Raw genomic sequence first — 12,499 nt, forward strand, 5'->3', positions numbered from 1 at the left:
CTTTTCTGAATGAAAGGGCAACCAGACACCGCTTGCAAAAACGCAAGCGGTGTTTCTTTTAGGGCCGCCTCAATCAAAACTTTTAGTTAAGGACCTTGGCGATCTGGTCCGAAAAGAATTGCGAAACGGGTTCGATCTGCATGATCCAAGCGCCCGCAACTTCTACATTCGTACCCTGGCTCAGAATTTCGACGCGTTCGCTGTAAGCGGGTTCACCCAGATGGAACAGCAACAACGCCTTGAACCCGAAAAAAGCAAGCAGACACAGCAGCAAAACCCTGGCCGGGATCGCCGACTTGACGCGTTGCGGCTTCATTACAACCAAGCCGTCAGGCCGCATCGTTGCTCGATACCCCCGACTTAGTTTTTCATGTTTTTTGTTCAGACGCGTTACGCGCTGACCAAAGTCAAGTTGTTTTCCAGTCATGGCAGCCTCCGAAAACCGCCCCCCGTTTCCACCATTTTACGGTAAAAACAGAATGCGCCGAATCCGTGGCGAAACTCTAAAAAACTCCTGTAAATGGTCTAATTTTAGCCCTGATTTGTTAAGATTAGAGTTGTCCAGTCACCAATTTCTTGTTTTTGAGACTGATTGAAGCCGATTTGGGAATAAACTTTTAGAACATCTTCTGCCTGCTCATTTAGAATTCCCGATAGAATCGCATACCCTCCAATCCTCAAATTGCTCAAAATATCAGGCGCCAATGCAATCAATGGCCCCTTTAGAATATTCGCGAAAATCAAGTCGTATGGCGCGTTTGCCTTCAGGTCGGGATGGTCAAACCCGGCAGCTTCAACACATTTCACTGCGCTGAGCATTTCATTTGCTTTCAAGTTAGCCTCCGCCACTTCCACGGCTACAGGATCTATGTCGCTGGCAATGATCTCTCCATCCCAAACTCTTGCTGCCGCCATTGCAAGCACGGCGGTACCGCAACCGATGTCGGCCACCTTGGAGGCTTTGAAACCCTTTTCGATCAATCGATCCAGCGCTTTAAGGCAACCCAAGGTCGTCCCGTGGTGCCCAGTGCCAAAGGCCATCGCAGCCTCGATCAAAAGTGGGATGCATCCGTCTGGCAACTTATCGGCATCATGGCTGCCATAAACAAAAAACCTGCCTGCCTCGACCGGGGCCAATTCACGGCGGACATGTGCGACCCAATCCGTTTCCGGAAGTTCGGAAACGACAAAAGGTCTGGCTTGAAAAGCTGCCGCCAAAACAGCCAATGCGGTTTCGTCGGGAGTTTCGGTAAAGTAACCCCCAACTTCCCACAGACCTGAACCGTCTTCTACTTCGAATACTCCAACCCCCGTTGGTTCAGGAAATAAGCGTTCCATTGCGTCGCCAAGACTTTCGGCAAGGGCTTTGCCGGAAAGAGTCGTCAAGGCTGTGAATGTAGGCATAACGACCTCCTGTCTAAAATAACCCAGCGCCTAGGGCCACAGACAGTCAAGGTCAAGCTTCCGCTTATTCAGCCGGTGCCGGAGCATATTTGGAAAGTACGGTTTCGTTTCCCGGTTCCGGGTGGCGCGGGATCAGCAGAGACAGGCCCAATGAAACAAGCGCCATCATTGCCGCCATAGCGAAGACTGCACCGGGTGAGACGACCCACAACAACCCCAAAAGCGCTGGCAGGAAGACAGCCGCGATATGATTGATGGTAAAGGCCACAGCAGCCGTTGGTGCAATATCCGCCGGGTCGGCTATCTTTTGAAAGTATGTCTTCAGCGCCAGCGCCAATGCGAACAGCACATGGTCAGCTACATAAAGGATCGCGGCCAACAGCACACCCCATCCAAACCAATAGATTCCGCCGTAGGCCGCAAACACAATGGCAAGACCCGTATACTCAAAAATCAATGTGCGGCGTTCTCCGAACCTGGACACCGCTTTACCCAGCAACGGGGCTGCCATCATGTTGATCGCCAAGTTTATCAGGTAGAGGCTGGTTAATTCATGAACCTCAAAACCGAATTTCTCGACCATCATGAAGCCTGCAAAAACCACGAAAATCTGCCTTCGCGCACCGGCCATGAACTGCAATGCATAATACAACCAATATCTGCGGCGAAGAACCAGCTTTTTGGTCTGCGCTGTAGGTGAATCGAATTGCGGGTAAGCGACTAAACAAAACAGCGCCAATACTGCGGCAAGCCCACCCGCAGCCATAAATACCGCGTTATAGGACAGATCAAAACGATCCCAAGTCAGTACGATCACGCCGTAGACGACCATGGTCGCGGCGGAACCCATCGCCACAAGCCATCCCAACACCTGAGGGGCGCGGTCTATAGGTAGCCATTGCAATTGCAGAGACTGGTTGACTGTTTCGTAGTAATGGAACCCAATGGAGCTGAATAATGTAACAAACAATAGGCCACCTAGGCTGGGAAACCACGCCGTTACTGCAGTCGCCACGCCCAGCAACATCAGCGAAATCATCGCCAGAACCTGCTCTCGTATGAACAAGATTACCGCGATCACGCCGACAGCAAGAAACCCTGGAATTTCGCGCACCGTGTGCAGAAGCCCGATATCTGCACCGTCGAAATTCGCTACCTCAATCACAAAGTTGTTCAGCAGGGCGCTCCACGCGTTGAAGGCGATCGGCATAATAATTGCCATCGCGAACAGCAACGTGACGGGTCGGCGCCAGAACGGAAGGCTCCGCGCTTCGGAAAGCGGCATGAGTTTCAGCATGAATGCCCTGTACGCCCATTTAAGCGGCTTGGCGAGAGAGAAAGCGCAAGGGCACAGTGGATCTGCATAGATGCAGACCTTAGTAAAAGCTTTGCGGATCGATATCGACAGTCAGACGAATGTCGCCTTTCAACTGAAGGGGCGCAATCCAACGGGCGATGGCATCCTGAATCGGTGCAGCTTTAGGTGCTTTGACAAGTAACCTTACCCGGTGCCGTCCGCGAATGCGGGCGATGGGAGCCGGGGCCGGGCCAAAGACTTGGGCGCCGATTTCGCGTAGTGGCGCGTCGTTGCGTGCCATCGCGTTGCCAATGTCAAAGACAAGCGCGGCTTCCGGACCAGATAATACAATTCCAGCCATTCGACCATACGGGGGCACACCGGCCGCCTGCCTTTCCGCCGCCTCCGTTCGCCAGAATCCCTCTTCATCCCCCGAAAGTATTGCGCGAATGACAGGGTGCTCTGGCTGAAACGTCTGCAAAAGAGCCTGACCCGGCCTGTCGGCCCGCCCTGCCCGTCCAGCCACCTGCCGCATCAATTGAAATGTCCGCTCAGCTGCCCGAAGGTCCGCACCATGCAAGCTGAGGTCCGCATCGATTACACCGACCAAAGTCAACTTTGGAAAATTATGCCCCTTGGCCACAAGTTGGGTACCGATGACGATATCTGCGTTTCCTTCCGCAATTTCCTCGATTTTGGCTTTCAGCGAACGGGCCGAACCGAACAAGTCAGAACTGAGCATCTCTATTTCGGCATCAGGGAATGTCGCCTCAGCTTCTTCGGCTAATCGCTCAATTCCTGGTCCGACCGGGGCCAGTTTACCTTCGACGCCACAGGATGGGCAGGCCTCTGGCATCGGTTTGGTCTCACCGCATTGATGGCACATTAAGCGCTTAAGGAAACGGTGCTCGACCATCCGCGCATCGCAGTGATCACATGCAATTTGTTCGCCGCACGCCCGGCACAAGGTCACAGGCGCATATCCGCGTCGGTTTATGAACAAAAGCGACTGCTCGCCCCTTTCGATCCGCTGGTGAACGGCCTGCCGCAACGAAGGGGAAATCCACGTCCCTGGCTGCATCTGTTCGGCACGCATGTCGATTGGCTTCATTTCTGGCAAAACTGCGTCTCCGAAACGCGAAGTCAGGTCCAATCGATCGTACTTGCCCGCCTGAGCGTTTGCCCAGCTTTCAAGCGATGGCGTCGCGCTTGCCAGAATTACTCGCGCTCCGCAGATGGCTGCACGCAAAACCGCCATGTCACGGGCGCTGTAGTGTACACCGTCTTCCTGCTTGTAAGACGTGTCATGTTCTTCATCGACGACCACTAAGCCCAGATTGCGAAAGGGCAAATACAGAGCTGATCTTGCTCCGACAACAAGCTGCGCATTACCCTGCCCGACCATGCGCCAAACCCTGCGGCGCTCGGTCATCGTCGCACCTGAGTGCCACTCTGCTGGTCTGGCTCCAAACCGCGCCTCGACTCGGGTTAGGAATTCTGCTGTAAGGGCAATTTCAGGCAGCATAACCAGCGCCTGACGACCTTTTCGCAAAACCTCTGCTACTGCTTCAAGATAAACCTCAGTTTTGCCCGAACCGGTGACACCTTTCAGTAACGTTGTGCCATAATCTTCTGTACGTATTCCCTCTTGCAACTTATTGACTGCATCTTGCTGATCCTCAGTCAATTCCTTGCCCGGTAAATCCGGATCGAGATGCGGGTATGGCAAATCACGCGGACTGTCCTCTTCTCGCACCGCACGCTGTTTCACTAGTCCTTTTACTACCGACGAAGTAACACCAGCCTGTTCGGCCAGTTCCTTTAGTGTAAAAGCCAGACCACCGTATTCGCGCAATACTTCCAGCACCCGAGTGCGTGCATCGGTTATTCGATCTGGCAGCCTGTCACCCAAGCGGTATATCTTGCGCATCGATGGCGGGTCGCCCAGACCCGGCGCCCGTGTGGCCAAACGCAGCATCGAAGGCATTGGTGTCAGCGTGTAATCCGCGACGCGTCCAAGAAAGACCAGCATTTCTTCGCGCATTGGCGGCACTTCGAGTTTTCGGATCACTGAACGAACCTTGCTGCGATCGAAATCACCTTTCCCTGGCCCCCAAACCACTCCCAACACCTTACGTGGCCCTAGTGGCACTTCGACGAAAGCACCAAGAAAACACCCTCCTTCGGGTGCTTTGTAATCCAAAGTCCGATCAAGAGGCTGAGTGGTCAAAACGGCCACCAACTCACCTTCTTCGAAAAATTCTTGGGCGCTCAAGGCTAATGCATCCTCGGCAGGGGTTTCAGCACGGGTCTCTTTGAGGTAAAGCCATCCGCGACCAACGCCAACCCTTCAAAGGACTGCCCAATGAAATTCTTCGTAGACTCAGCCGAGATTGATGCCATCGCCGAACTGAACGATTTGGGAATGGTGGACGGCGTGACTACCAACCCTTCTTTGATCCTGAAATCAGGACGCGACATTTTGGAAGTAACCAAGGAGATTTGCGACTTGGTTGACGGACCAGTTTCGGCCGAAGTTGTCGCTACCGAGGCGGATGAGATGATCGCCGAAGGTCGCAAGCTTGCCAAAATTGCATCTAATATCGCGGTCAAAGTCCCACTGACATGGGCCGGTTTAAAAACCTGCAAAACGCTTAGCGACGAAGGCCAGATGGTCAACGTAACGCTGTGCTTTTCGACCAATCAGGCAATCCTTGCAGCAAAGGCTGGTGCGACATTCATTTCACCATTCATAGGGCGTTTGGATGACATCAATCTTGATGGTATGGATCTGATTGCGGATATTCGGCAGGTCTATGATAATTACAGCTTTGAGACCGAAATTCTGGCGGCGTCAATCCGCACGGTAAACCACGTGACAGACAGTGCGCGCATCGGTGCAGACGTTATCACCGCCCCACCTGCTGTGATCAAGAAGCTTGCCGACCACCCACTAACGGACAAGGGTCTGGAAGCTTTCCTAGCCGACTGGGCGAAGACAGGGCAAAAAATTCTCTGAAATTAGTAACGCTTGTAGAAAGAAAGAATCGGCGCCAGATGAAGCTGTCAGGGCCTGAACAGCAATCAGGTTCTGACGGTTGGCAAAGTTTAGGCCACAGGCAGACCGTAAATCCTTTTTCACCGGAATTTTTCTCAAGGCAAATCAAACGAGGCATGTTATAAGTCCGCTCAACAAAAAAAGACCGGACAGGACATGAGCAGCAACCCTAAACTCAAAGACAATTTGCGTGCGGCGATATTAGCCGAACCCGACGTTGTATTAGATGACAAGGATCTAATGCAGGCGCTAGTGGCAGCCAACGAACAAGCACGCGGCGACAACGTCATTGACCTGCGTGGCATAGCGATGCAACGGCTCGAGGCGAGGCTTGATCGGCTAGAAGATACGCACCGATCCGTTATCGCCGCGGCTTACGAGAATTTGGCGGGTACCAATCAGATTCATCGTGCCATTCTGTGTCTGTTAGAACCTGTTGAATTTGAAGATTTTCTTTACGCCTTAGGTAACGATGTGGCCGAAATATTACGTGTCGATCACATCACCTTGCTTCTGGAAACGACTGTGATCAAAGAAGATCCTGCTGTTAACAAACTCGGCGGCATCCTTACAGTTGCTGAACCCGGCTCGGTCGACAGGTATATGGCCGGAGACAGAAATGGCCCGCTGCGTGAGGTTGTTTTACGTGAAATTCAGCATCCTTGCCCAAATATTTACGGTGAAAAAGCCTCGCATCTGCGGTCGGAAGCTTGCTTAAAACTGGAACTAGGCGAAGGTCGACTGCCCGGAATGATTGTAATGGGCGCCGTTGACCCTCGTCATTTCTCACCACAGCTTGGGACTGACTTACTTGCGTTCTTTGCCGGTGTGTTCGAGCGTTCGATGCGCCACTGGCTGTCGTGAGCCTGATCTCTCCAGCCTGTCGCGACGCTTTGCAGCATTGGCTGGATGGTCTTGGGGCTCTCGCCGGACGTTCCGAAAACACTCTTGCAGCATATCGTGGCGATGTGACCGAGTTCCTTTCCTTTGTTACACTGCATCACAGTGAACGCCAGGGATTGTCTGCGTTGGAGCGGGTTACATTATCCGATATGCGGGCGTGGATGGCCGAACAGCGTAGTGCCGGCGTCGGCTCCAGATCACTGGCGCGAAAGCTGTCAGCTGTAAAAAGCTTCTATCGTTGGCTGGCTGAACGAGAAGGCTTTGAGCCCACCGCCGTTTTGTCCACCCGTGCACCAAAATTCACAAAGAAACTACCCCGCCCGCTGGCCGAGGACGCAGCGCGCGCGATGATCGAAACCGTCGAGATACAATCGACGTCAGATTGGGTTGCCGCACGTGATGTTGCGGTTGTCACCTTGCTTTATGGGTGTGGTCTACGAATATCCGAGGCACTTTCTCTGACGGGCGCAGACGCACCTTTGCCAGACACGATACGTATCCTTGGCAAAGGCGACAAAGAACGGATCGTACCGGTCCTTCCAGCGGCACGCGCTGCCGTCGATCGATATCTCAGGCTTTGCCCCCACCCGCAATCGCCCGACGCCCCGTTGTTTCGAGGAGTTCGAGGCGGTGCTTTGAACCCGCGCGCTATTCAAGGCGTCATGGCGAAGGCACGTATGCAACTTGGCTTGCCAGCGACAGCCACCCCGCACGCAATGCGCCATAGCTTTGCCACGCATTTGCTGTCTGCGGGGGGTGACTTGCGTTCAATTCAAGAATTGCTTGGGCACGCCTCATTGTCGACAACACAAACCTATACGGCGGTCGATACCGCCCGATTAATGGAGGTTTATAATCGAGCGCATCCAAAGGCCTGACAGCAAATAAATTATTGAATTTCTGGGTCGTCCGCCTTTGGTTTTTTGCTTTGCATCTTTGGATGAGTTCGTACATGACACCAGCATGACAATCAGATTCAAAGCTCTTTCCGTTCATTTGTTTACCGCAACAGGTGCCGTTTTTGCGATGCTGGCAATGCTTGCCGCCGTCGAAGAAAAATGGAGCCTTATGTATTTGTGGCTAGTGGTTTCATTCATCGTGGACGGAATCGATGGGCCACTGGCGCGTCACTATCATGTAAAGAAAAATGCGCCGGAATTTGACGGGGTCCTGCTGGATCTTATTATCGATTATTTGACCTATGTCTTTATTCCGGCTTTTGCCTTGTTCAAATCCGGTTTGATGGACGGGTGGACCGGTTGGTTCGCGATCATTGTTATTACGTTTGCCAGCGCGATGTATTTCGCGGACACACGCATGAAAACGAAAGATAACTCTTTTTCAGGATTTCCGGGCTGTTGGAACATGTTCGTTATTGTTGTCTTTGCCTTGGAGCCGAATTTTTGGGTCATCCTGATGTTGGTCACGCTGTTTTCGATTGCTATGTTTCTGCCACTAAAATTCATTCACCCCATACGTACTGAACGTTGGCGAAATTTGTCCCTGCCCATGGCCTTTGCCTGGACATTCTTCGCTGGTTGGTCTGCTTGGGTCGACTTTCACCCCGAAAGCTGGGCGCATTGGGGGTTGGTCGTCACCAGTATTTATCTGGTTTCCGCCGGGATCGCCCAGCAGATTGTCCCAATGCGTAAAAAAGTTGAAGCATAAAGTTTGCCTACAGGATTTCCTGCACTTCAAACTCGGTGCCGTTATGGGTGAAAACATCACCCTGACGCAGCCCTGCCATCGCCAAATAAATCGGGCTTTGGGTTGAAATACCCATATAAGTATGGCCGTCTACTTCAAACCGAGTGGTCGAAACGCAGACAACGAAACGGCGGTTATTGAACTTGATGACTGCGCCGGGTTGCACGGTATCAGTCAGGCTGAAATCGGTGTTCTCGATCACGTCGATTTTGGCATGATGTGCGTGTACCGGCGCGTCAAAGGCTGCGGCCAAATCCGCATTTTCACGCGAAGCCGCAATGTCATCTTTGTCGTGCACCTCGCGATCATCCAATTGCGAGTCTTTTAGAAAAGCATCGTAATGGGCCTGCGCGGTCGCCAGCTCCTGCGCTTCAAGCGACATGAGGTGATCTATGATAGCCTTCTTTCGCGTAGCCGGATCGGTCTGGGCGTTCATGGAATGCGGTCCTTCAAATTCAACATTCTGTATAAGTTGGGCCGCAAACTGTTAGAATGCAACCGTATTCCGCATTTCATATCAACAGACCGGCAGCCCCCTCGTGGCGTAACAAGGCAACTTTGGTTTCAATACCGCCCTGCCCTGAAAATCCACCAAGACCATTCGCGGCCAAAACGCGGTGACACGGGATAATCACAGGAATTGGGTTAGCCCCGCAAGCTTGGCCAACTGGTTGCGCCGGCTGGTCCAATTCTCGTGCTATATCGCCATAAGTCAAAGTTTCCCCGAACGGAATGTTCGACATGACTTCGCAGACACGCTGTTGAAATTTTGAACCGCTAACTTTCATCGGAAGGTCAAACCGATGAAGTCGACCCATGTCGTATGCGCGCAATTGAGCAGCTGCTTCTTGCAGAAGCGGCGTTGCTTCGCCTTCTTCGACACCCCCCCACATCAGGCGGGTTACAACACCGTCTTTTTCCTCAACCCCTAACCGCCCGAACTGCGTATTGACTGCTATCATCGCCATATATTCAGGCTCGCAGATCGACGTGACCCTCGCAAGCCGCGCAAGCATTGTCTCCGCCCTAGTGTTCGGCGGAGACCCAAAATTTTATCCAAGCGCATCGTTACAGCGGCCACAAACTCCCGAGTGGGAATGGCGTCCGACATCTGGCAGAATCTTCCAGCACCTTTGACATTTTTCACCATCTGCCTTTTCAAACACCACTCCGATCCCTTCGATTTCGGGTACGCGGAACGCCTCGGCAGGTGAAGGATCACCCGACACGATCAGGCCTGATGTGATGCACATGTCGTCAACGTCAAACGTGGACAGAAGCGCGCGTGTTTCAGCATCTTCGACATGAACAATGGGCGCAGCTTCAAGGCTTGAGCCAATTACTTTGTCTTGTCGCTGAACTTCAAGGGCTGCAGTGACCGCACGGCGAACGCGGCGAACCTTGGCCATGTTAGCCTCAAGCTCTTTATCACGCCACTCCGCAGGCGTATCCGGAAAATCGACCAAATGGACAGAGCTTTCGTCGCCAGAGAAACGTTCCAACCAAACCTCTTCCATCGTGAAAACAAGGATCGGGGCAAGCCACGTCGTAAGACGATGGAACAAGATGTCCAAAACGGTGCGGGATGCGCGACGACGAGCACTGTCACCGTCGCAATACAGCGCATCTTTGCGAACGTCGAAATAGAACGATGACAGGTCTACCGTTGCAAAAGTGAACACTGCACTGAACACGCCTTGGAAATCAAATGCGGCGTAGCCTTTGCGCACCTGTTCATCAAGATCGGCTAGACGGCTGAGCACCCAGCGTTCCATGCGCGGCATTTCACTTGGGTCAACCCGGTCCGCTTCGGTAAAGTCAGCCAGAGAACCGAGCATGAAACGCATAGTGTTACGCAATCGGCGGTAACTGTCGGCGGTGCCTTTCAGAATTTCCGGGCCGATACGCTGATCAGCAGTGTAATCAGTCTGCGCGACCCACAGGCGCAGGATATCCGCGCCGTATTGCTTGACAACTTCCTCCGGAACGATCGTATTGCCCAGCGACTTGGACATCTTGTTACCCTTGGCGTCCAGCGTGAAACCATGGGTAACTACGTTGCGGTAAGGCGCACGGCCTTTGGTGCCACAGGCCTGCAGCATCGAGGAGTGAAACCAACCGCGGTGCTGGTCGGTGCCCTCCATATAGACGTCTGCGATACCGTCCTCTGTTCCGTCCTCGCGATCGCGCAAGACGAAAGCGTGGGTGGAGCCCGAGTCAAACCAAACGTCCAACACATCAAAGACTTGTTCGTACTCATCCGGGTTGGCGATGCCATCCAACATTAGCTCTTTGAAACCGTCTGTGTACCAGATGTCTGCACCGCTTTTCTCGAACTCAGCCTTGATGCGTGCGTTCAGTTCTTCGCTACGCAGAAGGAAATCCGTGTCTGTCGGCAGCGCGCCTTTCTTAGTGAAGCAAGTCAGCGGCACGCCCCAAGCTCGCTGGCGCGACAGAACCCAATCCGGTCGCGCTTCGATCATCGAATACAAGCGGTTGCGGCCAGTCTGCGGCGTCCACTTCACCAGCTCGTCGATTGACCGCAAAGCACGTTCGCGGATGGTGTCACCCATCTCACCCATGCCATCATTCAACTTACGGTCGACCGACGCAAACCACTGCGGCGTATTACGGTATATGATCGGCGCTTTCGAGCGCCACGAATGCGGATAGCTGTGCTTGATCTTGCCTCTTGCCAGCAGTCCGCCAACTTCTGCAAGTTTGTCGATGACCGCCTTGTTTGCGTCGCCTTCGCCACCCTTGCGAGACAGGATGTACTTGCCTCCAAAGAACGGCAGGTCGGCGCGGAACGAGCCGTCGTCCATCACATTATAAGTGATGACCTGCTCAAGCATCCCCAAGTCGCGGTAGAGTTCGAATTCTTCCATACCATGCGAAGGGGCGCAGTGGACAAAGCCGGTACCTTCAGTATCGGTCACAAAGTCCGCGGCGCGGAAATCACGGATGTCATCCCATTCGCCGTTTCCGCCCTCGGCCCCGGCCAGCGGGTGGGTCAATTGGATCTTGGCTAAATCCTCCTGCGAAACATCGCAAACGCGGCGGTACATTGAGTCATCCAGACGCGCGCGCGCAAAAACATCCGCAGCACGATCATCAGCCAGCAGATAACGCTCGCCAATCCTCGCCCAGCATTCCTCTGGGCGACCGATGACTTCGTAAAGGCCATAAGAAATGTCTTCGCCATAGACCACAGCCTTGTTCGACGGCATGGTCCACGGAGTGGTGGTCCAAATGACCACATAGCTGTTATCCAGCGTCACGTCGCCCGTATTAACGACTTTGAACTTCACCCAGATGGTAAAGCTCTCCTTGTCGTGATACTCGACTTCAGCCTCGGCCAGCGCGGTTTTTTCGATGGGCGACCACATCACAGGCTTTGAACCCTGATAAAGCGTGCCGTTCATCAGAAACTTCATGAACTCATCGGCAATCACGGCCTCGGCGTGATAATCCATAGTGATGTAGGGATCGGCCCAGTTGCCGGTGATGCCCAAGCGCTTGAACTCTTCACGCTGGATATCAATCCAGCCGTCAGCGAATTTGCGGCATTCCTGACGGAAATCCACAACGTTCACCTCATCCTTATTCTTGCCCTTCTTTCGGTACTGCTCTTCGATCTTCCATTCGATCGGCAAGCCGTGACAATCCCAGCCTGGAACATACCGCGCGTCAAAACCCATCATTTGATGGCTGCGCACTATCATATCCTTGATTGTCTTGTTCAGCGCATGACCAATGTGCAAGTGACCGTTCGCATAGGGGGGACCGTCATGTAGGGTAAAAGGTTTGCGCCCTTCTTTTTCACGTAATCGATCATATACCCCGATTTTCTCCCAATGCTTCAACCAGTTAGGCTCGCGCTTGGGTAATCCAGCTCGCATCGGAAAATCGGTTTTGGGCAGGTTCAGCGTATCTTTGTAGTCAGGTGTCTGGGTCATGTCGGCGCACATTGGAGGCGTCCCTTGGATGATCTTGTCGTATATGGGTCGAAGCGGTCAGTGCGAATTCTCAAGCACCTTTGCCCGGCGTCTCGCGATATCAGAGCGCCGGGGATATAATTCGAATAATGATGGCCATCCGGTCAAACATGCGGGGCTTATAAGACGCCA

At 53.2% G+C, this 12,499-nt stretch carries 11 protein-coding genes; 4 read left to right on the plus strand and 7 right to left on the minus strand.

Features of this window, described 5'->3' with window-relative positions:
* Positions 1 to 82 precede the first annotated feature (82 nt).
* The 4 genes from AC2FNE_RS02640 to AC2FNE_RS02655 form a co-directional block, all read right to left on the minus strand.
* Positions 83 to 427, minus strand: a complete 345-nt coding sequence (locus AC2FNE_RS02640) for a hypothetical protein (RefSeq protein WP_170473715.1) — start codon at positions 425 to 427, stop codon at positions 83 to 85.
* Positions 428 to 531: 104 nt separating this feature from the next.
* Entirely contained in the window at positions 532 to 1,404 is an 873-nt protein-coding gene (locus tag AC2FNE_RS02645; RefSeq protein ID WP_170473717.1) for a 50S ribosomal protein L11 methyltransferase, read from the minus strand.
* Between the two features lie 64 nt (positions 1,405 to 1,468).
* On the minus strand, positions 1,469 to 2,701 hold the full coding sequence (locus AC2FNE_RS02650) for an MFS transporter (RefSeq protein WP_170473720.1): 1,233 nt from the start codon (positions 2,699 to 2,701) through the stop codon (positions 1,469 to 1,471).
* 79 nt (positions 2,702 to 2,780) lie between these two features.
* Complete coding sequence (locus AC2FNE_RS02655) at positions 2,781 to 4,976, minus strand: primosomal protein N' (protein ID WP_170604666.1); 2,196 nt, start codon at positions 4,974 to 4,976, stop codon at positions 2,781 to 2,783.
* A gap of 90 nt (positions 4,977 to 5,066) precedes the next feature.
* On the opposite strand from AC2FNE_RS02655, the gene fsa reads away from it, so the two are divergent.
* The 4 genes from fsa to AC2FNE_RS02675 all read left to right on the plus strand — a co-directional run bounded on the left by fsa (position 5,067) and on the right by AC2FNE_RS02675 (position 8,330).
* On the plus strand, positions 5,067 to 5,720 hold the full coding sequence (fsa, locus tag AC2FNE_RS02660; RefSeq protein WP_496804722.1) for a fructose-6-phosphate aldolase: 654 nt from the start codon (positions 5,067 to 5,069) through the stop codon (positions 5,718 to 5,720).
* Positions 5,721 to 5,915: 195 nt separating this feature from the next.
* Positions 5,916 to 6,623 carry a DUF484 family protein gene (locus AC2FNE_RS02665; RefSeq protein ID WP_170610407.1) on the plus strand — a complete coding sequence of 236 codons (708 nt, stop codon included), beginning with the start codon at positions 5,916 to 5,918 and terminating at the stop codon, positions 6,621 to 6,623.
* Positions 6,620 to 7,540 carry a tyrosine recombinase XerC gene (locus AC2FNE_RS02670; RefSeq protein WP_170604663.1) on the plus strand — a complete coding sequence of 307 codons (921 nt, stop codon included), beginning with the start codon at positions 6,620 to 6,622 and terminating at the stop codon, positions 7,538 to 7,540. The genes AC2FNE_RS02665 and AC2FNE_RS02670 overlap by 4 nt, the downstream gene beginning before the upstream one ends.
* 85 nt (positions 7,541 to 7,625) lie before the next feature.
* The gene (locus AC2FNE_RS02675; protein ID WP_170604661.1) at positions 7,626 to 8,330 is read left to right on the plus strand and encodes a CDP-alcohol phosphatidyltransferase family protein; all 705 of its coding nucleotides are present in this window, start codon (positions 7,626 to 7,628) and stop codon (positions 8,328 to 8,330) included.
* Positions 8,331 to 8,337: 7 nt separating this feature from the next.
* On the opposite strand, the gene AC2FNE_RS02680 is transcribed toward AC2FNE_RS02675, so the two are convergent.
* The 3 genes from AC2FNE_RS02680 to ileS form a co-directional block, all read right to left on the minus strand.
* A complete protein-coding gene (locus tag AC2FNE_RS02680; RefSeq protein ID WP_170473736.1) occupies positions 8,338 to 8,805 on the minus strand; it encodes a hypothetical protein in 468 nt (155 codons plus the stop codon).
* Between the two features lie 76 nt (positions 8,806 to 8,881).
* On the minus strand, positions 8,882 to 9,337 hold the full coding sequence (locus tag AC2FNE_RS02685; RefSeq protein WP_496804758.1) for a methylated-DNA--[protein]-cysteine S-methyltransferase: 456 nt from the start codon (positions 9,335 to 9,337) through the stop codon (positions 8,882 to 8,884).
* An 84-nt stretch (positions 9,338 to 9,421) separates the two neighbouring features.
* A complete protein-coding gene (ileS, locus tag AC2FNE_RS02690) occupies positions 9,422 to 12,340 on the minus strand; it encodes an isoleucine--tRNA ligase (protein WP_496804723.1) in 2,919 nt (972 codons plus the stop codon).
* Between the last annotated feature and the right edge of the window lie 159 nt (positions 12,341 to 12,499).

Source organism: Ruegeria sp. YKSD179 (assembly GCF_059612885.1).

Bases quoted from the DNA above. Each gene is read 5' to 3' on its own strand.
- AC2FNE_RS02665 (WP_170610407.1), top strand. From the start codon at position 5,916: ATGAGCAGCAACCCTAAACTCAAAGACAATTTGCGTGCGGCGATATTA.
- AC2FNE_RS02640 (WP_170473715.1), bottom strand. From the start codon at position 427: ATGACTGGAAAACAACTTGACTTTGGTCAGCGCGTAACGCGTCTGAAC.
- AC2FNE_RS02675 (WP_170604661.1), top strand. From the start codon at position 7,626: ATGACAATCAGATTCAAAGCTCTTTCCGTTCATTTGTTTACCGCAACA.
- ileS (WP_496804723.1), bottom strand. From the start codon at position 12,340: ATGTGCGCCGACATGACCCAGACACCTGACTACAAAGATACGCTGAAC.
- AC2FNE_RS02685 (WP_496804758.1), bottom strand. From the start codon at position 9,337: ATGGCGATGATAGCAGTCAATACGCAGTTCGGGCGGTTAGGGGTTGAG.
- fsa (WP_496804722.1), top strand. From the start codon at position 5,067: ATGAAATTCTTCGTAGACTCAGCCGAGATTGATGCCATCGCCGAACTG.
- AC2FNE_RS02650 (WP_170473720.1), bottom strand. From the start codon at position 2,701: ATGCTGAAACTCATGCCGCTTTCCGAAGCGCGGAGCCTTCCGTTCTGG.
- AC2FNE_RS02680 (WP_170473736.1), bottom strand. From the start codon at position 8,805: ATGAACGCCCAGACCGATCCGGCTACGCGAAAGAAGGCTATCATAGAT.
- AC2FNE_RS02645 (WP_170473717.1), bottom strand. From the start codon at position 1,404: ATGCCTACATTCACAGCCTTGACGACTCTTTCCGGCAAAGCCCTTGCC.